The organism is Marivirga sp. (genome assembly GCF_051117495.1).
Classification (GTDB): Bacteria; Bacteroidota; Bacteroidia; order Cytophagales; family Cyclobacteriaceae; genus Marivirga.
In genome coordinates, this window is the sequence record NZ_JBNPEF010000018.1 from 96,451 (window position 1) to 123,208 (window position 26,758).

The following is a 26,758-nucleotide window of genomic DNA, read 5'->3' on the forward strand; positions in this document are numbered from 1 at the left end:
AAAAACAGGTGATAGTTTAGGTTAACAAAAAGGCAGGAGTGGTTCCCTGCCTTTATTTTTTCTTTTTAAATCGGCTTAATGTTTTCTTTACAAAGCCTGAAAAAAATTTACTTTGCCCAAATATGAAACCGTAAAAAAGCAGTATCAAAAAATAAACCGGGAAAATTAGGATATAATAAATAGTAGTAAATACCCAATTCCGCTCTTCTTTTGTAGCTATTAATGACAAAATGGGTTCTTTTAAAAACATCACTGTAAATCCTGTGCAGGCAAATACCAAGAGTACAATCACTACTTGCCATCCTGACTTTAATTTCCACCTTTGTTTTAGTTTTTCAAACATTTACTTTGGAGTTTGCCAAAGTTAAAGTCAAACGATAGCAAAGTGAAATAAAATCAAGAATTAATTGACCGTGTCTTTATTAAGTAAATTCCCACTAATGGCCAGAAGATTAATTTCGGCTTGCTTAGCTAAAAATATGGCATTTAGCAATCTGCTTTCGGCTTCAATTGCATTGAGTTGGAATTCCCTCAATTCAATGGCATTGGAGCGCCCAACCCTATATCTTTCAATGGCTATGGTCGCATTTTCTTTTGCTACCTCCAAATTATCTTTTTCCAATTCAATCAAATCTAGCTTGTTTCGATAACGTACGTAAGCAGAAGACAAGTCACCAGTCAATTGATTTTCCAGTTCCGAGATAGCAATGGCATTATTATCAATGGCTATTTGAGTGGTTTGATTTCTTCTAGCCCGGTCTAACCTGTCAAAAATCCTCCACGACAAACTCAAGCCATAATTAACACCAACGGATTGGTTTTGAAGTAAAAAGCCAGCCTGTGAGTTAAAATTGGTATAGCCATAACCCAAATTGAAATCAAGCTGAGGCAATAATTCCGTCATTACAGACTTATTTTGCAATTGCAGAATATTTTCTTGTTGCATCAATGCCAATAACTGCTTGTTCCTCACAGTCAAATCATCAATTAACATATTGAGCTGGAGACTTTCATCAATCTCCATACTGTCAGTCGCCAATAGTTCTTGATTTGGATCCTCTCCCAATAGCAAATTAAGTGCTACCCTAGCCTGTTGTTTTATTTCCTCTTGATTTAATAAATTACTTTTATCTGTATTGAGATCCACTTTTGCAGATAGCAGTTCAGTTTTAGAAAATTTACCAACTTCATAATTTGCTTCAGCAATTTCTAATCTCTGTTCGGATAATTCCACCGCTGATTCCAGAACGGAATATTGATATTGTTCAAAAACCAATGCAAAATATGATTGTATGATATTGCCTAAAGTATTTTCTACAACTGCTTGGGTTTCAAATCGGCTTTGATTTCTTTCTATTTGAAGACTTTTATAATCCAAAAACATTTTCGTTCCGTCAAATAAAGTCCAAGTCAAATCACCTCTCACATTAAAATTATTTGAGCGTGCTCCATCCAATTCATTGGTGTCTCCGGTTCTAAATTGTTGTTCTACATTTTCAACATCGAAATTTCGAGCCCCGGTTACATCAATTACAGGCAAAAATCCCGCATAAGCATAGTTAGAATTAATCACAGCCTCTTTTTCAGTATTCTTGGCAGTCCTGATGGAGAAATTCTTCTCCATACCAATGGAAATAGCCTCATTAAGGCTGATATCTTGGGCATTAAGTGAAAGCCCAAAAAGCATCAAAAAAGTTAATACTCTATATTTTATCATAAAAAATTAAGATTCAATTCGAGAAACACGCGCTCGTTTACTTGCGAAATACGAATAAATTGATGGTATAACATATAGCGTTAGACCCGTTGCGAAAATTAGGCCACCGATAATGGCTATACCCATTGAAACCCTACTTTCAGAACCAGCACCTAGAGCCAATGCAATAGGTAAAATTCCTAAAATAGTAGATAATGCGGTCATCAGGATAGGTCTGAATCTAGATTTTGCCGCTTCCGTAATGGATTCATTTAATCCTAAGCCCTGAGCTTTTTTCTGATTGGCAAATTCCACTATCAAAATGGCATTTTTTGATACCAAGCCAATCAACATGATAATACCGATTTGACTAAATATATTTAAGGTTTCACCAAATAACCACAGAGATAAGAACGAACCTCCAACCGCCAATGGAACCGTAAAAAGAATAATTACCGGATCCCTAAAGCTTTCAAACTGTGCCGCCAATACCAAATAAATTAAGATGATGGCAAAGCCAAAAGCAAATAATAAACTAGAGGAACTTTCAAAATAATCTAATGATGCTCCCGATAAAGATGTGCTATAGGTTTCGTCCAAGACTTCAGCTGCGATGGCATCCATGGCCTCTACTCCATCTCCAATAGTTTTACCCGGAGCTAAACCTGCTGATAATGTTGCGGATATATATCGGTTGTATCTGTAAAGCGATGGCGGGGTTGAACTCTCGCCCAATGTTACCAAATTATCCAATTGAAGCATTTGACCATTTTCAGCTCTCACGTACAAGGATCTCAAATCAATAGGAGCGTTTCTATCATTCCTTTGAACCTGACCAATTACCTGATATTGCTTTCCATCCATTATAAAATAATCAAAGCGCTGCCCACTTAAGCCTAATTGCAATGTTCTAGCAATATCGATTACAGAAATTCCCAGCGATCTGGCCTTTTCTCTATCAATTTGTATATCAATTTGAGGTTTGGTGAACTTTAGATCCTGATCTACCACAGTAAAAGTAGGATCATTGCTAGCTTTCTCTATAAATTCTGGCAAGGCAGCTTGTAATTTATCCAGAGAAGTAGCCTGAATAACATATTGAATGGGTAATCCACCTCTTCTGCCCCCTATGGTTTGTTGTTGAAAGGCAAATGCTTTGGCAGCAGGGAACTCATTTAATATTGGAGTAAACTCATCATAGAGCTGTTGCTGGCTTTTTTTTCTTTTATCTGCATCCACTAACATAATTCGCATAAAGCCTGAGTTTGTACCTTGCGTGCCAAAGCCTGGAGAGGTTACTGAAATCAAACCATCAGTTGGTAGGGTGTCCATAGTGACCTCTACCAAATTATTGATATATTCATCCATATATTCAAAAGTGGCACCTTCAGGTCCCGTGGTACTTACGGAAATCATCCCTCTATCTTCAAGAGGTGCTAGTTCAGAAGGAAGCGTTTTAAACAGTCCGTAGATTAAAGCAACCGCACCTAAAAACAACATGATACCCATCCATCTTACTCTCATGAAGGCATCCAAACTTCTTGCATATCCATTATTTAGCCATACAAAGAAAGGCTCTGTTTTTCTGTAGAACCAATTATGCCTTTCTCTTTTTTTCAAAATTCTGCTGCTCATCATCGGAGTTAATGATAGTGCCACAAATGAAGAAATCATTACGGCTGTGGCCACTACCACTCCAAATTCGCGAAATAGTCGTCCAGTAATCCCTTCCAAGAAAATTACGGGCATAAATACAGCGACTAAGGCTACTGTAGTGGCAATTACGGCAAAGAAAATTTCTATAGCTCCTTTTTTGGCCGCCTCCATTGGCTCCATTCCATCTTCCACCTTGGTATATATGTTTTCAAGCACTACAATGGCATCATCCACCACTAATCCAATGGCTAAAACTATACCTAATAAGGTTAAAACATTGATCGAAAAACCGGCCAGGTACATAAAAAAGAAAGTACCAATTAAAGCAACTGGAATAGTGGCTATCGGAATAACAGTAGTTCTCCAATCTCTTAAGAAGGCAAAAATGATAAAGATTACTAAAAGAAAGGCAATAATGATGGTTTGCTGAACCTCATTGATGGACTCCCTAATATATTCTGTTTGATCAAATCCAATTCCTAAATTGATATCTTCTGGAAGATCTTTTTTGATATTATCAACCCTCTTGTAGAATTCATCTACTATATCGATGCTGTTAGAACCAGGTTGTGGAATTAAGACGACTCCCACCATTGGAATTCCATCTCTCTTTAAGACAGTTCGCATGTTTAAAGGACCTAATTCCGCGTATCCGATATCAGAAAATCGGACAAAACTATTATCGCTTTCAGCTACAATAAGATCATTAAAATCTTTTTCGGATGTCAACTGACCCTGCGTTTTCACTACCAATTCAATCATATCACCTTCAATACTACCAGAAGGCAATTCCACGTTCTGACTTTCAACTGCATTTAAAACATCCAAAGGAGTTAATTGATAAGCGGCTAATTTGATGGGATCCATCCATAAGCGCATTGCATAACGCTTTTCACCCCATATTCTCACCTCACTAACACCCGAAATGGTTTGCAATCTTTCCTTAAAAGTGTTTTCAGCTATGGCTGATAATTCTAAAAGACTTCTTTCTTCACTGTTGATATTCAGGAAAACAATAGGATCGGAATCCGCATCTGCCTTGTTTACAGTAGGCGGTTCGGCATCTTCTGGTAATCTTCTCCTTGCTCCGGAAACTTTATCCCGCACATCATTTGCGGCCGCTTCTAAATCTTCACTCAAGTTAAACTCGATTGTAATTCTACTTCTGCCTTCTGCACTGGTGGAGGTGATTGTCCTGATACCGGCAATACCGTTGACCGCTTCTTCCAATGGTTCAGTAATCTGAGATTCAATTACATCCGCATTAGCACCTGCATAATCTGTCGTGACCGTAATAATAGGTGGATCTACCGAAGGATATTCCCTTACTCCTAAGAAGTTAAAACCTATAAAGCCAAAAATCAATATAACCAATGATAGCACAATGGCTAAAACGGGTCTTTGAATACTTACTTCTGATAATGATGCCATATCTCTATTTTTCCAGCTTCTTAATGTCTATTTCTGCTCTATCCTTCAACTGAGGAACACCCGCAATTGCTACCGTATCTCCCTGATTCACTCCCTTAAGTATCTCAACTCTATTGGCAGTTCTAGCGCCCAGCTGAACATCTTGAAGATGTGCTTTACCCTCTTTGATAATAAAAACAGTATGACCATCTGCTTTCGGCATAATAGCAGTAGTTGGGATCAATATTGCATTTTCCCTGTTTTCTAGACTTAAATTGATCCGGATGAACTGTCCTGGAATCAAGGTGTTATTCGGATTCGGTGCTTGAGCCCTAGCGGATAATGTACGTGTAACTGGGTCTATTTGTGGCTCAATGGCATAAACTGTAGCTTCTCTATCTTTATTTTCGGCTTCTGATGTAAAAGTAATTTTACTTCCTTTTTTAACCAGGCCACTGTATCTGCTTGGTACTGAGAATTCCACTTTTATGGGATCAACATTATATAAAGAAGCAATTTGAGAAGTGGGCGTAATATAGCTCCCCTCACTTACATAGCGAAGTCCAATATATCCCGAGAATGGGGCTCTGATCCTTGACTTATCAATTTCAGCTTGCAAAGCATCCATTTCGGCCTGGGTAGTTTTGAGATTAGTAAAAGCAATGTCATATTCCTCTTTGCTTATGGCTTCCTTTTCCAAAAGTTGTTTTTGCCTTTTTTCGGTTTCAGCATTTAACTGAGCAGTAAATTTTAGACGCTGCAAATTGGCTTCTAGATCGGCTACATTGGTTTTTACCAGTAATTTCCCCTCCTTGACATATTCGCCTTCCTCAAAATAAATATTATCAATTTTACCAGATATTTCACTAGCCAATTGAACGGATTCATTGGCCAATAAAGATCCAGTTAGCACAATGTCATTTTCAAAAGTTTCGAATTTTACCACTTGAGCATCAATGGAAATTTTTGTATTGCTTTGTGCAGGTGCCTGATTTTCATTTGCATTTTCTTTTTCTGAGGATAAAACGCTAGGGAAAACCAAATAAATAATAATTGCCAAAACGGCCACGGAGGCTATAATCCGAATTATAATTTTGTTCATGATAAGATGTTAAAAAAATCTAAGCTTAATTAATGTATAAACATACAAAGAGTTAAAACTTGCTGAAAGCGATAAGGTTACTGAAAGTTAAGGCTTTCTCTCAAACGGTAGGAAATGGGGATGATTGGGTATAAAAAACCCAACTCAATGAATGAGTTGGGTTTTGAAAATTTTAAGAGTAATTTTTCTTATCTAAAAATATAACGAAGTCCCACTCTAGCTCTCCATCTTGACGCTCTATTTACAATATTGTATCTCTCTAAACCTAAATCAGGTTCTGTAAAAGTGAATTGTGGAGTTGTCCCATCAGCTTCATATCCTTCAAAGTTCAAAAGTTCGTAGTTAAATGGATTATTGTAAACTACACCCCAGTCGCTATTGATTAGGTTTGCAAAGTTGAAAACATCAAACTCAAACTGGAATCTATGATTTTTACCTCCAGCATCAAAAGCAAAATTTTGAATGAATTTGAAATCGATTTGATTAACAAAAGGAGCTCTTGCACCATTTTTCTCTGAATATTGACCTCTTCTTGTAGAAAGGTAGTCATCTTCTTCTATGAAGTTATTTAATGCCTCCCATTGCTGAGCAGCAGATGGTCCACTCTCAATATCCACTAAAGAAATATCTGACTGATTAGCAGGAATATAAACTAAGCTGTAAGTTCTTCCAGTACTTCCTCTTTCATTATTGATATTTCTTGCATCTGCATTTCCTGAACCATATGTATAGGAATAAGGTTGTCCAGACTCACCATTATAAAAAATACTAAAAACTGAATTGAAATTATTATCACCACCCCAATTAGCGTTATAGTTTAAACTTGCAATTACTCTGCTACCGATTGAAAAATCAGTCCTTCCGTATTCAGCAAAATTTCGTCCATCAACATTAAAAGCACCTCTCCATTGAGAAGAGTTTTGAGAACTTGTGCCTTCAAAGATTGCAAATCCATCACCATATGTATAGGCTACATTTGCAAATAATCCAAAGTCAAAATTCTTTTGAACCTGACCAGTAACAGTGTAAGTATAACCTTCGTTAGTATTGCTTGCTAAGTAAATAGAATTGTACCTTCCGTCAATATTATCACCTACATATACATTTCTATCATCTCCCCCATTAGTCCACTGAAAATCAACAGTTGGGTCAGTATTAATGTTTTGGTAATAAACATTATTCAAATTTTTAGTGAAAATTCCTTCAGCATTTAAGAACCAACCGCCATCTAACTTATGGTCAATTGCTAAACTAGATCTAAAAACCTGTGGAAATTTGAAATTTTCTGTAAATAAATCAACTTGTCCTTGTGGAGTTGGAACTGGAAGTCTTGGTTGGTCAGCCGGTGAAGGGATGAATTCATTTACTGGAGCTCCAGCATCTTCTGCGTCATTTTCATCAAAACCACCGACAGTTAAACCATTATTGTTATACATTCCACCTGGCCATACAAATGGAATTCTACTTGTGAAAATACCCAAGCCACCTCTAATAATAGTTTTATTATTATCGAAAACATCATAATTGAATCCAACTCTTGGTGAGAACATTAGCTGACCATCAGGTGCTTGACCACCTACAGCCCCTTCTAAATCATAACCTGCTGCTTCTATGAATGGCAATGTTTCTGAATTGAAGGTTGGATGAATTACTGGATCATCAGTTAGAATAGGAATATCTAATCTTAACCCAGCTGTTAAAGTAACTCTATCTGATAGTTCGATTTCATCTTGAGCATAAAATCCAAGCTGCATTGCATTGAATTTAGCTGCCGCTTCAGTATCGTCACCAATCCCTTCGTCAATTAAAGAATAAGATCTATCATAACCTGTGGGTGCTTCGTTATTTAAAAACTGATCGATATTTAAATAAAAATATGAACCATAATTTTGACGTATAAATACGTTATTAAAGCTCATAAATTCATTGTGAGTACCAAACGTCCATGTATGTTTACCTCTATACAAGTTGAAGTTATTTGTTAGTGTGAAAACTTCCTGTTCTAGTAAGTTAGCTGTTGAAAATGCTTCACTACCAAAACTTATATCACCATCACCATCAGCAATAAAAACCGTAGGGAAATCTTGACCAATTGGATCTCTATCATCTCTTACAGTGGTTAATCCTAGAATTAATTTATTTGAAGCATTACTTCCAAAATTTGAACTTAACTCTAATGCAGAAGAATTAGTAACCGATGGGAATGATATCCCGTTATTTCTAAAGTTAATCCTTCCTTGGCTTGAACCGTTTCTGTTAGTCTGAAGAATATCGGTATAGTTATGTCTGAATAATAATTTATGAGTGTTATTAATATCCCAGTTCAATTTCACAAATAATCTAGTTGCATCTAATTGATCGCTCGTGCTTCCAAATCCACCTGCATCGTAGTTATAATTTTCTTGTAAATAATTCCCAAGCGCATTTAAGTCTGCTATTGAAGTATTTCCTTGGTAAGCACCTGGATCAAATGGTGATGGCGTTTCCTCTCTTTGTAATTCGGCATTAACAAAGAAAAATAATTTATCTTTCACAATTGGACCTCCTAAATTTATTCCATAAAAGTTAGTAGAAAATTCATCTAATGGTTCAGGTTCACTACCTGTCCTTTCCGTTAATGAAGTATTGGTTTGTCCAGCAAGACTTTCATTTTGAGTATAGGTGTAAACACCACCTTCAAAATTATTAGAACCACTTTTGGTAACTGCATTAATTCCTCCTCCTGCAAAACCACCTAGAGAGACATCATACGGAGAAATGACTACTTGTATTTGCTCAATGGCATCAATACTGATAGGAGACGCACCTGTTTGTCCACCGTTAGTACCGTTTGCAGCTAAACCAAATACATCATTATTCACAGCCCCATCAAAATAGATAGCATTATATCTATTGTTAATACCAGCAATAGAGAAACCTCCACCAAAAGATTGTTTGGCTTGAGGAGTTAGTCTAGTGAAATCATTTAAATCTCTATTAAGTGTTGGCATTTTTTCAATATTCTCCTGAGATATCTGGGTTGATGCACCCGATTCCTCACCCGTAGAAAGTCTAGATCCTCTAACTTCAACTTCTGAAAGCTGTACTACAGTTTCACCTCCAAAAGCAAAATTTAGTTCTCTTTTTGCTCCTAGTTGTAGGTAAATATCATTTTGCTTTATCTCATCAAAGCCTACAAAACTTATTTTCATAGTATATGGTCCACCTACCTTTAAGTTAGGTAAGGTGTATTTACCATTTAAGTCAGACACAACTCCGTATTGAGCACCAGTTGGAGTATGCGTTGCGATTACATTCGCACCAGGAACTGCTTCACCATTATTATCTTTGATGGTTCCTGTAATAGTTGCACTTGTCGTACCTTGAGCAATAGCCGATCCTGTGGCAAAAGCCAACAAAATCGCTAGTCCACATAAACTCTGTAAAATTTTCTTCATTTCTTTAAAGTTTTATTTTTTGATTTGTTGCAAATTTAAACTGCTTATAATTCTATCGCTCTTTAAAAAGATTAATTATTGATTATAATTCTTCGATAGAAAATTAATATTAAGTTAATATTAAAATCGAGGGATTTAAGTTTTAATTTATAAGACAATAAAATAGCCGTTTAAACAATAAAGAATGGTGGTCTCATGATTTTTCTGTACTTTAAAGTTTAAGTTTTTCAAACAAAATCAATCCTATTAAATATGAAATATTTAGCAAGCATTATTTTTATCTTGTTTTTAGCTAATAGTTCCATTGCTCAAAACAAATTATCCTACTTTCTGCCGGATAGTGTAGAATATAATTCTTCCATTCCTACGCCTGAAAGTGTAATTGGACATCAGGTAGGAGAATGGCACGTGACGCATGATAAATTAGTCTATTATATGAAGACCTTAGCAGATGCATCGGATAGAATTACGCTCATTGAATCAGGCAAAACTTATGAAGACCGACCTCAATTATTACTGACGATTACTCACCCAGATAATCTGGCTAATATCGATAAAATTAAGAGGGAACATAAACTGTTAACTGATCCGAGTTTCTCTTCGAATTTAAATGTTGCCGAAATGCCTTCGGTAATCATGATGGGATTTTCCATTCATGGGAATGAGCCTAGCGGAAGTAATGCTTCTATGTTAACCGCTTACTATTTAGCGGCCGCCCAAGGTTCAGATATAGAAGATAAACTCAAAAATGTGGTCATTTTATTAGATCCTTCTTTTAATCCAGATGGCTTAAATCGATTTGCCACTTGGGCGAATATGCACAAAAGCGAAAATTTAGTTACAGATCCTAATGACAGAGAATTTAATGAAGTTTGGCCTGGTGGTAGAACCAATCATTATTGGTTTGATATGAACCGTGACTGGTTGCCGGTTCAATTAGCTGAATCGCAAAATAGAATTGCGCAATTCCATGCTTGGAAGCCTAATATTTTGACCGACCATCATGAAATGGGTACGAATAGTACTTTCTTCTTTCAACCGGGAATACCGGAAAGAACACATCCAATTACTCCACAAAAAAATCAGGATTTAACCGGGCAAATCGGTCAGTATCATGCAGAGTTTTTAGATAGAATAGGTTCGCTTTATTATAGCAAAGAAAGCTTTGATGATTTTTATTATGGAAAAGGATCTACTTTCCCAGATGTGCAAGGAGCAATAGGAATTTTGTTTGAGCAGGCAAGTTCTAGAGGTCATGCACAAGAAAGTGTAAATGGCGTTTTAAAATTTCCATTTACTATTAAAAATCAATTTACAGCTTCATTGAGTACACTGCAAGCAGGCTATGAAATGCGAGAGGAGCTGCTTGGCTTCCAAAGAGATTTTTATAAAAACTCGGTCAACATGGCTTCCGAAGCTAATGAACAAGCTTGGGTAGTTTCTGACCAAGATGCTTCTAAATTGTATCGTTTTGCAGAAATGCTGGACAGACACGAAATTGAGATTCATAAATTGGCTAAAAGTACCAATGGTTTTCAAGCGGACAATAGTTATATCATCCCAATGAATCAATATCAAAGCAGGTTGATTAAAGCTATTTTTGATGTGAGAACAAGCTTTACGGATAGTCTTTTTTATGATGTTTCAGCTTTTAATATGGGAATGTCATTTAATCTCGATTATACAAGCCTTGATAAAAGAAGTTTCAATAGCGGATTATTGGGTGAGAAATTTGAAGCTACTATGCGACCTGAAGGAAACATTAAAGGTGGCAAAAGTGAATATGCCTACATCATGGAATGGCATGATTTCTACTCCCCAAAAGCTTTATATAAAATACAAGAAGCTGGTATCAGAACTAAAGTAAATACTAAGGAAATTATCTTAAAAGATGGTAAAACTTTAGATATTGGTTCTATTTTGATTCCAGTGAAACAACAAGAGCAAAGCCCTATTCAAATTTATCAGATTTTAGAAGAGGCTATTGAAGAATCTGCAGTAAATATTTATGCTGTAAAATCCGGAAATACCAACGGAATCAATTTAGGAAGCCCTTCATTCGAATCCTTGAGTCAACCCAAAATTGCCATGATCATTGGTGATGGAATTAGTCCATATGATGCTGGTGAAATTTGGTTCTTAATGGACCAGCATTATGAAATGCCGATTACTAAAATAGATGTTAATGATTTTAGCCGAGCCGATTTAAGTAGATATAATGTATTGATTATGCCCAATGGCTGGGGTTATGGAAACATTGGGAGCCAAAAGAATAAAATACAGCAATGGGCACAAAATGGCGGAACCATCATTGCCTATAAATCGGCTGCGAAATGGCTTTCCGATCAGAAAATGACGAAGTTGAAATTTGTTGAAAGCAAGCCTGATACCACTGGTTATGAAGCTTATGAAGATTTAGGTAATAATAGGGGTGCCCAAGTAATTGGTGGAGCCATTTTTGAGGTGGAGTTGGATTTAACTCATCCGCTTACCTATGGATTGGAAAAGGAGAAAATGCCTATCTTCAGAAATAGCACTCTATTTATGGAGAAATCTAAAAATCAATATGCAAATCCAATTAGATATACCCAGTCACCTTTATTGAATGGTTATATTTCCGAAGAGAATGCAGAGAAATTAAAAGGAACTGCAGCCGTAACTGTCAGTGGAGTTGGTAGAGGTAAAGTGATTTCATTTACTGATAATACTAATTTCAGGGCTTTTTGGTATGGCACCAATCGATTGCTGATGAATGCTATCTTTTATGGTCAGACTATTAGTGGTAGAGCAGGGGAGTAAATACTACAGTTTAGGAAATGACAAGAGGATCGTATTAAAGCGGTCCTTTTTTATTTTGGAGAAATTACACTAAAGTAGAATAAAAATATTTTTAGTAACTTTAGTATTCTTTTTAAAACTCTTAAGTAAAAAGTTGATTGTAATGTTTTTCATTAAATCAATTATTAATATAATAATTTTTAACGCACTTTTGAATTGTTATTTAGCTTAGTATATCACAAATAACAAAATATAAACACTTAAATAGGGGATATTTGGATAAATTAATTGGTTCATTATACTAAATACTACTGATCACCTTTAAAATGAAAAGAATTTCTTTAGTAATATTCTTGTACTTATCAGTTCTTTCTGTCTTTGCTCAGAATAAAATCTTAAGAGGAACGGTTACAGACGCAATTACAGGAGAGCCCTTAGAGGGGGTGAATGTATTGTTGAAAAATGCAGGTAAAGGCGTTATGACTAATGATGATGGAAATTTTAAAATTTCTGTGCCCCAAAATGATAATTTCATTCTTTTCATTTATCCAGGAAAAGCTAGAAAAGAAGTAGAAATTAATGATCAAGCTTTTATTTCGGTTGAGTTAGGTCCCATCAGAAGTAAATTAGATGAAGTCGCTCATTTTTCCTTTGGTAAAGAAAAAAGAAAATACCTGCAACCTTATACTTATCAAGAACTCCAGCCCAATTCTATAGCTCAAAAAGGATCGCAAAACTTAGCTACAGTTTTAAAAGGGAAAGCTTCGTCTTTATATGTAAATGAAAGTAGCGGAATGCCAGGCTCTTCAGCTAGTCTAAGTATCAGGGGCAATAATTCTATTTTCATTGACAATGAGCCATTAATTGTATTGGACGGGTTACCCATGATTTCGGGTTCTGCTTTTTCCGGGCTTTCCAGTGGTATGGACTATAGCAGTAGAATTAATGATATCAATCCCGAAGATATTAAATCAATAAATATTCTAAAAGGAGCATCTGCTACTGCACTTTATGGAAGTACAGCGGCAAATGGGGCACTTATTATAACTACTTTTAGTGGTGAAGAAATAAAACCAAATTCTACTAGAATTAAATTGGGGCAAAGTTATTTGGTCAATCAAGTAGTTGGTCTTCAAGAGCAACAAAATAAATTTGGCAAGGAACCGATGGACAAACTGTTGTTGACAGCCCATATACTTGGGGACCAAATATTGCTAATTTAATTGATGGTGAATTGAATGATAATTTAAATCCTCTATTTCAAGATGGCTATACGGCAATATCAAATTTTGATATATCTGGCAGAAACCAGAAAGGAAATTATAATCTAGCACTTTCTTATGCCGATCAAGAAGGTATAATCCCTAATTCAGGAATGAATAGAATAACAGGTAAATTAAGAGGAGAGTTGAAATTAGGGAATAAATTATTTATGGGAGCTGTTGCAAATTTGGGGCAAAATGATATTTCAAAATTAGTTGGCGGTAATAATAGCTCAAGCGTTTTGAATGGTGGTTTTTTAAGTCCTCCTACATATAATCTATGGGGAACTGCATTTTCAGATGAAAACGATCCTAATCAACAAGAATATTATCATGATGGAGCTGACAATCCCAGATGGTCATTGGTCAACAATCAATTCAGTGAGTTAACTCAAAAGGCTTTTGGTAATTTTTATATGAAATATGAACCTGCAAAATGGTTAGAATTAAATTATAGAGGAGGTGCGGAACTTCTATTAGAAGAGATGAATGAGGTTTATGGAATCGGCTCTAGTTTTTCTAATGGAAGAACCGTACCGCCATCGGCAGGAAGGATAATTAATGGCCAGAATGTTAACCAACAAATAAATTCCAATTTTAACCTTAAATTAAAATTTGGTAATCCAAAAGCTTTGGCATTTGACTTATTGCTAGGCAACGAATTTGTGGACACTCAATCTGAATCCATCGTCCAACAGGGTTTTGGCATTACTGAATCAGGAACTGTGGATATCGATAATACTTCAATTCAATTAAATGATACTGCAAATTATAATAATAGGATTCTCGGTTTTTATGCAAATGCCAGTTTTTCTCTTTACCAGATTCTTTTTCTTGACATAGCGGGACGTCAAGATTATAATTCAAATTCTAGATATGACAATAGCCAGTTCTTTAACCCAACTGCTGGTTTGAGTTTTGTTTTTTCTCAACTTATAGAAGAGAATGATTTTCTAAATATCGGAAAAGTAAGTGCTAGTTTTACTGAAATAGCTCAGGTACCTTATATCAATCAAAGTATAAACAGTGGATTTAATATGGGTTTATCAAATCCTTATTTTTCTCCTTCAAGAACAGGATTTCCATTACCTATTCAGGAAGGAAATTTCATTGTGAGTGATAATTTAAATCCCCAAATCTCCCAAACAATGGACGTTGGTTTGAATCTAGAATTATTAAATAATCAAATTGGATTGCAATTTAATTATTTCCAAGAAAACAATAGTAATCAAATATTATTCATACCACAATCGCCTAGCTCCGGTGTGAGTTATACACTTCAAAATTCGGGCGAAATACAAAACAAAGGTATTGAGTCTCATATCAACATCAGTCCAATAAAAACGAATAATTTGGAATGGAATATTAGCGGGAATTATACTACCATAGAATCGAAAGTAAAGTCAATTGCGACAGGGATTAGTAATATTTATTTGGGTAATAATAACGAAAGCCCGGAGGTCCGATTAATTGAAGGTTCTGAATTTCCGGTTCTTTATGGCTATGGTTTTTTGAGAAATAATGAGGATAGAATAATTGTTGACAATAGGGAGTTTATAAATGGAAATGCCAACCCAGCATTTGGTATGCCAGTTCGTGATCCAAACCCAAAGGAATTAGGGAAGATGAACCCTGATTTTTGGGTGGCTTTATCTAATGAGTTCAAAATTTACGGATTCTCGCTTCATGTACAATTTGATGGCCAATTTGGAGGACATGCCTATTCTGGTAATACAAAGATTATGAAGGAATATGGAATGGATATAGCCACTAATGATAGAGACCAAGGAGTTGTGCTTGATGCTGTAAAAGGATATTATACTGTTGATGGGAATGGGAATACGGTGCCAAATGTAGAGGCCGAGAATAATATTGTCATCAATAAAGGAGAGTATTTTTGGTCGGAGGTAATGGCCGATATAGACGAGGCACATATTTACAAGACTAATTTTATTAGATTAAGAGAAGCTAAAATCAGTTATACCTTTAATCATGATAATAGAAAGGATGGCTTTATAAAGAAGGCCAGCATTTATGTGGTTGGGAGAAACTTATGGATAAAAAGTAGCTTCCCCAATGCTGATCCTGAAACCCAATGGAATGCAACAAGCCCGTATTATGGATCACAGTACTTTCATTTTCCGCAAATGAGATCATTTGGAGGTGGTATTAACTTAATATTTTAATGGGAAAGGAGATGAAAAAATTAATGATAAATTATTTGACAATAGGCCAATATCTATTGATAATCTGGAGTATTATATTTCTTTCTTCTTGTCAATTGTTAGAACCAGAAGAAAATTTCGCTATTAAAAATGAGAATACCACAATTGCAAAATTGGAGGTAAGCTTTGGTACATCCTCTGAATTTAACCTGTCAAGTTCGAACGGGGCTTATGTAGATCTTATTTTTCAGACCAAAGGTGATTTTAATGGAAATGTAGATGTTTATGCTTCTTTAAATTCTTCAGAAAATGAACCTAAAATAGTTTCTACTATAGAATCGATTCCATCTGAGATTAAATTAGATATAGAGGATATCAGGCAGGCTTTCCAAAACCAAAGTGCTGAATTGGAAAGCGGAGTTTCATTGTTTTTCACTTTTCATTCTACAATCAACGGGAATGATTATCAATTTAATAACACTGCATTATCATCTAGTATCATTTGTAATTCAATGATTTCTACAGCAGAGGATAACTGGACTGGGACTGCAAATGCAGATAATGGAGCTAGTTTCCCTTCTACGGCCACAGCTGAAAACGTTAAAATAATTCCACTAGGTGATGATAATTATTTAATTTCAGATATATCGGCCGGTTGGTATGAGGCAATAGGTTTTAGACCCCAGCAAGAGGGTATTTATAATGATAACTGTAATCAATTATCCTGGATAGGACCTGGAGAAAATAGACAGTTTGATTTTGTTGATCCAGAACTTACCGGTATGTATGATCCGGAAACTCAAACCTTAACTATTTATTGGTTTGATGCGGGCAATGAATTCAGAGGAGAATCCGTATTCACAAAAAATTAATTCATGAGATTATAATTTCACTCAATTTGATATCTTTTCTGGTATTGATTTAAAGTATAGCATTAATAGGAATTTTATTTGGGAATGTTAGTTAGGTATTACCGCATTTTAGTAGATCAAAAAAAACATCTGTCAAATTCTCAAAACTATTGCCTTTTATCAAGTATCCCCTCCCAAATAATTTTGTAGAAATAAGCCAAGGGTCAATTATTTAATCACTCCCTTATTTTTCCAAATATAAATTGAGCAAAAAAAGGCTGACTAATCATAATAAAAATATCAGTTAAGCAAATGCTTAAGACTTTTAAAATATCCCTTTTAAGTTAAAATAGTGCATATTTTCCGGTTTAAATCCAAAGTAAAGCATTAAAATATAGGAATTGTATAAAAAAATATTAAATTAGTGTTATGTTTTAATATGTAATTCCTGATAAGATACTTACATCGTTAGTTTATGTAGTTTAATCAATTTATTTACAAAAATATAGTGTTTAGCTTTAATTATATGGCAAAGATTTGGAACATAGGTAATGATGCATGGAGTAAAGAAGTAAGGCTTTATCGAAAAAAACATATTGTACATCTAAGAAAACATATAATTAGTATGATAGCAGTAAGTAAGTTTGTAAAATCAACGACTATTGCAACCTTATTCCTATTCCTCTTGCCATTTCTTACATGGTCTCAGGATGCAGATGACCCCACATTAGTTCCTGCCGCTTGCTACAACTTTGTAGATGACTTTGAGAATGATAATGGCGAAACAGGTGTAGAACCATTAACTCCAATTGGAGGAACTGGTGATTTTATTGAGTCAGAAGAATTATGTTTAAACAGCAATAACAAGCATTATTCCATGTCTGCTAATCAAGGTCTTGAGGTTGATAATGGATCTCTGCTTGATAAAGATAATTATACAATTGAATTATTATTCAAAATAGATAGTATTCCTCCATCAAATCCAGACGGTACAGTTTTGATAATGAATTTTTCCAACCAAAGTGGAAAAGGCTCATTAATAATAGATGAAAACGGTTTTGTCTGTTTAGATGATGGCTCTGGAAATAGAACCTGTGGTACTGATAAAGTATCTCCAAATTATCCTGATGATGTACCCACCGACTGGATAAATTTAGCATTTGCTTTTGACGGGAACGATCTTACAGTTTATTTTGATGGAGAAGAGCAATTTACCGTTACTTCTGGCGGAGGAGCAGGTGATTTTACACTTCAAAACAATACCGAATATTTCAACCCTGCACAAGGCGGAGGACAAAGTGGATTTAGAGATGCTATTGCTGACGTTACAGTAGATTATATCCGCTACTTCGATCAAGTATTGGATGCCACCGCTATAGAATCTCTAAATCTTGCTGCTATTGCTGGTAATGACATTGAAATCCAAGCTTCTGCCACTGAAGGCTGTATTGGCGATGAAATTACTTTAACTGCAACAGGTGGTGATCGATCTTACTATATTTGGAGTACAGGTGACACTACAGATACCGATGTTTTAAATTATACTATTTTTCAAGCAACAGATACAATTTGGGTGCAAGGAGTAGCTGTATCTCCCTGTGAAAGACAATGTTTTGATATAGCCGACACTATCGTGATCTCAGGTTTTCCTAATCCGGAAATGGGCATAGTAGGACCAACGGAAATGTGCGAAGGAGATCCAGTTACTTTCTCGGCTTCAGAAGATCCGGCAGGAGGTTCGACTGAATATTTTTGGTCAACAACTGGCCCCACTTCATCAGAGTCGGGTGCAGATACAAAAGACTATTCCGTTACTTTCGATGATAATGGAGTATTTGATTTAAGCTTACAAATTGAAAATGAATATGAATGTATAGCGGATACCACCATTCAAATAACGGTCAATAATGTCCCCACTACTGGCGTAAATTTGCCTGCCACTGCATGTGAAGACCAAACCATTAATGTGGAATATACAGGTGATGCCACATCTTCTGCCATATTTACTTGGGACTGGGACGGTGGTACGGTTGAAAATGTAAATGATCCGGGAAGAAATTTTGATGTGAGTTGGGCGGATTTAGGAACCAAAACTATTCGATTTGAAATAGAGGAAGGAAATTGTTTAGTGATAGATTCTGTCACCATTGATATTACCCGAAGACCAACCCTTGATTATAGTGCCCCTGATAGTGTATGTGCTACAAACACTGTATTTATTGACTATTTGGGGAATGCTGATACTTCAATTGCCACTATAAATTGGGACTTTGATGGAGGAATTAATTCTGGAGATGATCTAAATGCTGAGGTAGTTTGGGATACGCCCGGAACCAAAAATATTTCTTTATCAATTGATGAAGGTGGTTGTATTAATGATTCTACTTTCACCATTGAAGTATTACCAGTCCCAACCACGGATGTAAACGTTCCAGCTAATGTATGTTCTGGCCAAGTGGCAACTTTTGAATATACTGGTACTGCAAATGCATCCGCAGAACTTGTTTGGACACTTGATGGAGGTACTGTTTCAAATGTAGTTAATCCTGATAGGGAATTTGATGTTAGCTGGTCAACCTTAGGCACAAAGATCATTACTTTAAGTGTCAACCAAGATGGCTGTGATACTGATACCACCTTTACCGTTGAAGTTGGCAAAACACCTACTGCAGACTTCGACCTACCGGCAGGTGCTTGTACCAACGAGGATGTAGTTGTACTTTATACTGGTACTGCCGATTTAAACCTATCTTCACCTGATTTGGTGTTTGATTGGGATTGGGGAGTTGATGGAACTGCAGTAAAGAAATCAGGGGGGCAGGAAGCTTATGATGTGCAATGGAGTTCTTTTGGTACTAAAACTGTCACTTTACAAGTAACAGAAAATGGTTGTACGAGCACACTAGTATCCCAAACCATCGAAATAGCCGAAAAACCAATCATTAGTTTTGACCCAGCAATTCCGGCTTCTATTTGCATTGATGAAACTGTGCCCTTTGTATTTGACGGAACTACAGGTGCAAATGGAACTTTTACCTGGGATTTTGATGGAGGGTCTCAAATAAATGTTAATAATGCCAATACTGATTTTGAATTAGAATGGGATTCTGCTGGTACAAAAAATGTAACCGTATCTATAGATAATGATGGTTGTGTAACATCAGAAACCTTCGAAATTGAGGTTTTAATTCCTGCAACAACTGATTTGACATATCCTGACTTTGCCTGTGAGGGAGAAACCGCAAGATTTATTTATACAGGTACTGGCGATACTAATGATCCTGGAACTACTTTTAACTGGACCTTTGAGGATGCCGATAACATAGTGGATTTAGGTAATGAAGTTTATGATGTTACTTGGAACAATTACGACCCTGCAGATAATATTAAAACCATTACTCTGGAAATAGATAAAGATGGGTGTACAGTAATAGAAACTTTTACCATAGAAATCTCCCCTATTCCTCTCCCTGAAATAACAGCCCCTACCGAAGCATGTTTAAATGAAGCTGTAACGGTAACATTTGATAGTGATTTAGATGGTGCAACTCTAATAGGATACGATTTTGGAGAAAATGGAACTGAAACAGCAACTGGTGATCCTGAGGTTTTTGAGGCAGTTTGGTCAACAACCGGTACTAAATCCATTACGGTTACTTATTCCATAAATGGATGTGAAGCTACGACTACCCAAGATATAGAAATCTTTCCTATTCCATCCAGTAATATGGATACTGAAACCCAAATATGTGACAATGAAACAGCTAATTTCACATACCAAGGAGATCCAACTAATACGGTAACATGGACCATGCCTGCTGGCGTAACTTATACTCAAGTTTCAGGCAATAATAGAGATATTGATATTTCATTTCCTGTTACAGGCACTACTCAAACTTATACGATTGAAGCAGAGATTTCAAATGGAAATTGCCAAATTCAATTTTCTGAAGACGTCACTGTTTTGCCAGCTCCAATAGCTAATATACCAGCTTTAGGCACTATTTGCACAACAGAACCTGTTACCATTGACTTAACCGCAGATTATGATTCAAATAATTCATATTTCTGGGATTGGGATGGCGGAACGGTTGAAAATTATAACGGATCGGGCATTTGGACTGTAAGCTGGGCGGATTCAGGTAATAAGGATATAATATTAACAGTTCAGTCCCCAAATGCTTGTCAATCTGTGGATACTCAAACTTTGAATGTTGGTTATTTGCCACAGTTGGAGGATTTGGATGTTCCAGCAAATATTTGTGAAAACGAACCTTTTGAGATTACTTATTTAGGAAATGCCAGTGAAATTACAAATTTCACATGGACAGAACAGGCTGGAGGCACTTTTGCTTTTGATGGCACGGATAGCTGGACGGTTGAATTTGACAGCCCAGGTGAAAAAGAAGTTACCTTAGAAATGGAAGGTGGTACTAGCTGTATAGTAGATACCACCTTTACGATCAATGTAAATTTTTATCCGGAATTTGATTTATCTTCTAACAATACTTGTACAAATATAGCCGTGTTTGTGTCTTATCCTGATGTATTAAGTACAGACATTGATACAACTTGGAATTTTGGTGATGGGGCAATTTTTGAACAAGTAAATGACACCACTTTTAGCATAGAATATGAATCTCCCGGTACCAAAACCATTAGTTTGACAATAGATGGTGACTGCGGACAAGAAGTACAAACTGCTGAGGTGGAAGTATCTCCAGGCCCTGAATATTCTATAAATGCCGCTGATAAAGTATGTATAAATGATCCTAATCCTTATGAAATTGTTTTGGCTGAAGCAGCAGGGACTGATGTTGAAATAATAGGATTTGAACTTCTCCCTAATGATGATAATGCTTCAGCAACAATATCAGCAAATGGACTAAGATTACTAATAAATGGATGGGATTATGGGGGCTTTAAACAAGCCATATTGGAAGTAGAAGATGTTTCTGGCAGCGGTTGTCCAGTTAAATTTGAAACGATTGATTATGCCGTTTATAATTTTATTCAATTAGATGCTTTTCCGGATAATGGATGTATTAATGACCCAATCACCATAAGATTTTCAGGTGTGGTAGAAGACGGTGCGACATTCAATTGGAATTTTGATGGGGCTACTGTAAATGAAATCATTGAAAATGAAGAGTACGAATTGATTTGGAGCACTGCTGGCACCAAAAATGTAGAATTAGAAATTTTAGGAGAGTGTAATGATATAACAGAAAGTATTGAAATAAATATAGGTGATCCTGCCGATACTTCCCTCGATTTTGATGGGGAAGTTTGTGAAGGAGAGACTGCAAATATTACCTACGATATGAGTTTACTCACCACATCCAGTAGTCAAACCGGGGTGAGCATTACTTATCATGATGTGCCAAATGACACCAGTAATGATGATCCTGACAATGGAACTTTCGCTCCAGTTTGGAATACAGCAGGAGTAAAAGATTTCACCTTAACCGTTAATAATGGCGGTTGTATTGAATCTCAAGACTATCAAATTACCGTTTATGAAATTCCTGTGGCCTCATTCACTAGAAGTGATAATATCGTTTGTGTGGGCGAATCAGTGGATTTTAATTTTAACGGAAGCATGCCGAGCGGAACAGTAGTAGATTGGGATTTCATGGAAGATGATGCTAATGATGTTACAGAAAACACTCCTGATAGAAATTATACAGTTGAATGGCAAACTCCAGGCATCAAGACCATCAACTTGATTTTGGATAACGGAGGCTGTATTGATACCGCTAGTCGTGAAGTAAATGTTTTACCATACCCTGATTTTGAAATTGATCTACCGGATGACGTCTGCAGAAATGCACCAATTACAGTTAGTTTAATAAATAATGGAACAGGAACTATAGCTGATTTTGATTTTAATTGGGATTTTGGAAATGCATCGGTAACTGATTTGGGAAATGAAGAATATGAGTTAGTATTTCCAACTGTAAGCACTCAAACCATTAGCGTGGATATTACTGGAGCAGGAGGATGTAATAATGCTATTTCACATGATATAACTGTAAACCCTGCTCCAGATTTAGTATATACTGCTACACCAAATCCAGTTTGTATAGAAGAGGATTTCACATTTGAGTACACAGGGATTTTAGGTACCAATTATACAGGAAGCGTAAATATTAATGTGATTGATCTTGACGGAGGTACTGAGATTAGCTCTACAAACAGAGAATCTGTAATCAGATGGTCAACATCAGGTAATAAGCAAATCCGAGTGGAAGTGGAAGACGATAACAATTGTCCGGCAATAGCTGTGGTAGATGTTGAAGTATTACCATTGCCAACTATGACTTATGATGCACCAACTAATTTCTGTATTGGAGAAGAATTTATTGTAAGATATACTGGAGATGCAGATCCATTTACAGACTCATTTACTTGGACTTTTGATCCTTCCGGTTTGGTATCAGCTACGAAAGTGGCCGGGTCTCAAGCTTATAGAGTTATCTATAGTACTAGTGGCTCTAAAACGATTGATATCGCAGTAACAAACGGAAACGGATGTGCTAATACGGTAAGTTTAGATATTGGAATTTTTGCAGGACCAAATGATTTCACTGTTGACCAAGGACCTGTATGTGCTTTTGATGAATTAGTGTTTTATCTAGGTACAGATGATGTGGTCAATATTGACCCTGGTATTGATGGAAGTTGGGATATTAGCAATCCAAATAATATTACATGGTCAACCCCAGGTATTAAAACAGTAGCACTTACCTTGACTAATGGAAATTGTGAAATTACCCGCGAATTTGATGTTGAAGTTGAGCCTACTCCTCTTGGAGAAATAACAGTAGATGTTGGCTGTGTCGGTCAAACTACTTTGGTAAGCTATGGTGGCGCTGGTGCAGCCAGTATTTTTGCCGATTATGACTGGGGAACAAGTTTTGATGATGCGGTTTCAGTTTCAAAGTTATCAGGACAAGAAGCTTACGAAGTAGTTTGGGATACTCCAGGTGATTATGACATTTCTGTAGATATTATTGGAGAAAACGGATGTGAAAACACTATCAGTTTACCAACAATCACAATTTACCCATCCCCAACTGTGGACTTTAGATTGCCCGCCACAATTTGTGAATTTGTTGAACAAGAACTTGCGGTTAACGATCCGGATTCTGCCTTTCAATATTCTTGGGATTTAGGAGCTGATGGGGTCATTGTTAATGCAAATGAGGATAGCAGTAGAATTACGGCAATGTGGGAAAACATTGGAGATAAAACAGTTATGGTCTCTGCTTCACAAAACGGTTGTATAACTACTAGAAATAGAACTATAAGAGTACTTAACTCTCCCGATCCTTCATTTGATATCCCTTTATTTTGCTTAGATGAAGTAACTGGAGAGGCAACTGGTACCATTACTTATACTGGTGATAATGATTTGGTTAATGATACTTTTGAATGGGATTTTGATATAGATACTACGGCTGGGGAAAGTGCTACTCAAATAGGGTCAACTCAAAATTATGATTTGGTTTATACCACTCCCGGAAGAAAAGAAATCACATTAACTGTAACCAATGAAAATTGTGGAAGCCAATCTTTTACAGATATTCTTGCCGTAAATAACTTGGCAGAATTTGAATTATCATCCGCAAATGATGAGCTTTGTGAAGGAGCTATTACCCGTGTTTGGTTTACTGGGGTAGTAGAACCTGGCGCTACTTATGATTGGGATTTTGATTTGGAGTCTGGGGATGTAGTAAATGAAATTGTGGCAGATTCATTATTTGAAATTACTTATAATTCCACCGGTACTAAAGTTATCAAATTAAATATAACAGGTGAAACTTGTAATGATGATGAATTTGAAAGTAGTTTTATTATTGGAGAAAAACCTACTTCTGATTTTGATTTAGAAGCTACAGAAAATTGTCTGGGCGACCTTACCAACATTACCTATACTGGTACTACTTCGGATGGAGGTGAATTAGTTTGGGATTGGGCAGATGGAATACCTACTCAATTAAATGATTCTACTTTTGAAGTAAGTTGGCCATCACCGGGACTTAAAGAATTAAGTTTGGTAGTGGAAGATGGCGGATGTATTTCCGATACTACTTTCCAAACTGTCCAAGTCTATGACAATTCTGCATCTACTCTATTCATTGATACGGATTTATGTCTTGATTCCATTGGAATGGCATCAATAAACCCAGAGTTTTTCGATCCTAATGCAACTTGGAGCTGGGATTTCCAAGGTGTCGATGTTCTTAATGCAAATGCTGATTCCACAGAATTTACCTATAGTTATAATTCTACTGGGGAAAAGCTAGTGAATTTTAGCATAAATGGGTCGCTTTGTAATGATTTTGATACTACCATGGTCATAAACGTAGGGGATAGAATACCTTTTAGTGTTTCAGCTGATACTGAAATATGTTCAAATGACAGCTCTAGGATTGTATTTACTTTACCAATTGTAAATGGGCGTGAACTGGAATGGGATTTTGATAATCCTAGTCAGGTTACTAAAATAAGTAATACCCGTGAAGATTATTTTGTGACTTGGAATACATTAGGAATAAAAAATGTGACTGTTAGTATTAATAATAAAGGTTGTATTAGGGATAGTACTTTTCAAGTCAATGTAAAACAACTACCGGATGCTACTTTCCAAACGGATGACTTCATGTGTCAAGATGATAACTTAATGTTGGTGCCTAATTGGGATATTTCACCTTTTAGTATTGTCACTTGGAATTATAATTATAATGGGAATACTGGAACTCAAAATGAAGCTGACTTTGAATTACTGTTGGATGAAGCAGGTTCTATAGAAGTTTCTCTAAGTGTTTTGGAAAATGGTTGCCAAGATACCTATACAACCACCATAGAAATTAGGGAAAAACCAGAAGCTTCAATTAATGCACCTGATTTTATTTGTTTGGAAGGTACTGCAAACATCAATTTTGCAGATAGTCTGATCAGTGGGACAACTTATGATTGGGGATTTGACGGGGTAAGTACCATTAATGACTTAGGGAATGAAACCTACGAATTGGGTTGGACAGATGGGGGCGAAAAGACTTTATTTGTAGTTACGAATAGAAATGGATGCCCTTCTGATACCGCCTATCATACATTGAATGTATTTAGTATTGATAACTTAGAAGTCGAATCAGATTCTATCTGTCAACATCAAACTGCAACCGTTAATTTCATTAATGAAGGCTTGGATATAAATGGTTATTCCTGGGATTTTGATGGTGCTGAAGTAATCAGTGGTTCGGGTTTTGGTCCATACGAACTGTTTTGGGAAACCACTGGAGTAAAAGAGGTGGCTATAAATATTGATGGCTTTATTTGTAATACCAATCAATTATTGAAAACCATTACAGTTGAGCCATCTGCTTTCTCTGAAATTAGTATTTCGGGACCTGATATGGTCTGTGAGAACACAGATGTGTTCATTGATCTTATTCTTGAAAATGAGGGAGATAACCCAGAATTTGAATGGTATATAAATGGGGAATTTGTAGGCAATGAATTTGATAGCACCCTGCTTGAGGATCAGGATGTAATAAGAACAAAATTAATTTCAGATGCAAAATGCGCTATAAATTCTGAGGCTATGTCCAATGAGTATGTGGTCAATATCTTAAATTATCAATATGATGGAAATACTATTGTAAATCCTAGCCCTGTTTGCATAGGAGATTCTGTAGTAGTTAGCTTAGAGCCTGGTAATTATGAAATTTTGGATTGGGAAATAAGTACAGATTTAAATGATTGGACTAGTTTGGGAGTATCAAGTACTGAGCTTATTGATTATCCAGAGGAAGACACTTACTACAGAGCAAGAATTGTAGATTTACAAGGCTTATGTCCACAAACTACACCACCTGGTACTGCTAAAGTAGTCCCTTATGAACCTATTGATGCTGGGAATGATATCTCTATTAGAGAAGGGGATACAAGAATCTTGGAAGCAACCAATGGCACCAACTTTATATGGCGAAATGATGTTTCTATTCAAAGTGATGTAAGAAATGCAAGAATCCAAGTAAGCCCGAAAAAAACGACCACTTTTATTGTGGATGGATTAACTATTAATGGTTGTCCTGATGTAGATTCAGTTACGGTTATCGTAAGACCTCCAGTGCTTCCACCAAATGTATTTTCTCCTAACGGAGATGGAGTAAATGATGTGTGGGAATTACCCGCCATTGAGGAATATCCTGATGCTGAAATCAAAATTTATAATAGATGGGGTAAGGAATTATTTTTCTCAATAGGATATAATGAACCTTGGAACGGTTTCTTTAATGGTGAATTATTGCCACCAGGAGTGTACTATTATGTTATTGACCTGAAAGATGGATATGAAGCAGTAACAGGAACTATAACTATATTATACTAAAT

Annotated in this window: 10 protein-coding genes; 5 read left to right on the plus strand and 5 right to left on the minus strand. The window is 36.1% G+C overall.

The genetic code is table 11. The annotated features are described in order from the left end of the window. Positions 1-52 precede the first annotated feature (52 nt). The 5 genes from ACFE0M_RS10225 to ACFE0M_RS10245 form a co-directional block, all read right to left on the minus strand. Positions 53-343: a DUF6787 family protein gene (locus ACFE0M_RS10225; protein ID WP_434545664.1), complete on the minus strand. Its 291-nt coding sequence runs from the start codon at positions 341-343 to the stop codon at positions 53-55. Positions 344-403: 60 nt separating this feature from the next. Then, positions 404-1,717, minus strand: coding sequence for a TolC family protein (locus tag ACFE0M_RS10230; protein ID WP_434545665.1), 1,314 nt, complete (start codon positions 1,715-1,717; stop codon positions 404-406). 6 nt (positions 1,718-1,723) lie between these two features. Then, a complete protein-coding gene (locus tag ACFE0M_RS10235) occupies positions 1,724-4,783 on the minus strand; it encodes an efflux RND transporter permease subunit (protein ID WP_434545666.1) in 3,060 nt (1,019 codons plus the stop codon). A 4-nt stretch (positions 4,784-4,787) separates the two neighbouring features. Continuing rightward, a complete protein-coding gene (locus ACFE0M_RS10240) occupies positions 4,788-5,864 on the minus strand; it encodes an efflux RND transporter periplasmic adaptor subunit (protein WP_434545667.1) in 1,077 nt (358 codons plus the stop codon). A 188-nt stretch (positions 5,865-6,052) separates the two neighbouring features. Further along, positions 6,053-9,301 (minus strand): TonB-dependent receptor, encoded by a 3,249-nt coding sequence (locus ACFE0M_RS10245; protein ID WP_434545668.1) that lies wholly within the window; start codon positions 9,299-9,301, stop codon positions 6,053-6,055. 252 nt (positions 9,302-9,553) lie between these two features. Here ACFE0M_RS10245 and ACFE0M_RS10250 point away from each other — a divergent pair, with 252 nt between their 5' ends. The 5 genes from ACFE0M_RS10250 (at position 9,554) to ACFE0M_RS10270 (ending at position 26,756) form a co-directional block, all read left to right on the plus strand. Next, a complete protein-coding gene (locus ACFE0M_RS10250; RefSeq protein ID WP_434545669.1) occupies positions 9,554-12,100 on the plus strand; it encodes a M14 metallopeptidase family protein in 2,547 nt (848 codons plus the stop codon). Between the two features lie 305 nt (positions 12,101-12,405). Next, positions 12,406-13,302 (plus strand): TonB-dependent receptor plug domain-containing protein, encoded by an 897-nt coding sequence (locus ACFE0M_RS10255; RefSeq protein WP_434545670.1) that lies wholly within the window; start codon positions 12,406-12,408, stop codon positions 13,300-13,302. An 11-nt stretch (positions 13,303-13,313) separates the two neighbouring features. Further along, positions 13,314-15,527 (plus strand): hypothetical protein, encoded by a 2,214-nt coding sequence (locus ACFE0M_RS10260; RefSeq protein WP_434545671.1) that lies wholly within the window; start codon positions 13,314-13,316, stop codon positions 15,525-15,527. A gap of 11 nt (positions 15,528-15,538) precedes the next feature. Next, positions 15,539-16,378, plus strand: a complete 840-nt coding sequence (locus tag ACFE0M_RS10265; protein ID WP_434545672.1) for a hypothetical protein — start codon at positions 15,539-15,541, stop codon at positions 16,376-16,378. A gap of 505 nt (positions 16,379-16,883) precedes the next feature. Continuing rightward, a complete protein-coding gene (locus tag ACFE0M_RS10270; RefSeq protein WP_434545673.1) occupies positions 16,884-26,756 on the plus strand; it encodes a gliding motility-associated C-terminal domain-containing protein in 9,873 nt (3,290 codons plus the stop codon). Positions 26,757-26,758: the final 2 nt, after the last annotated feature.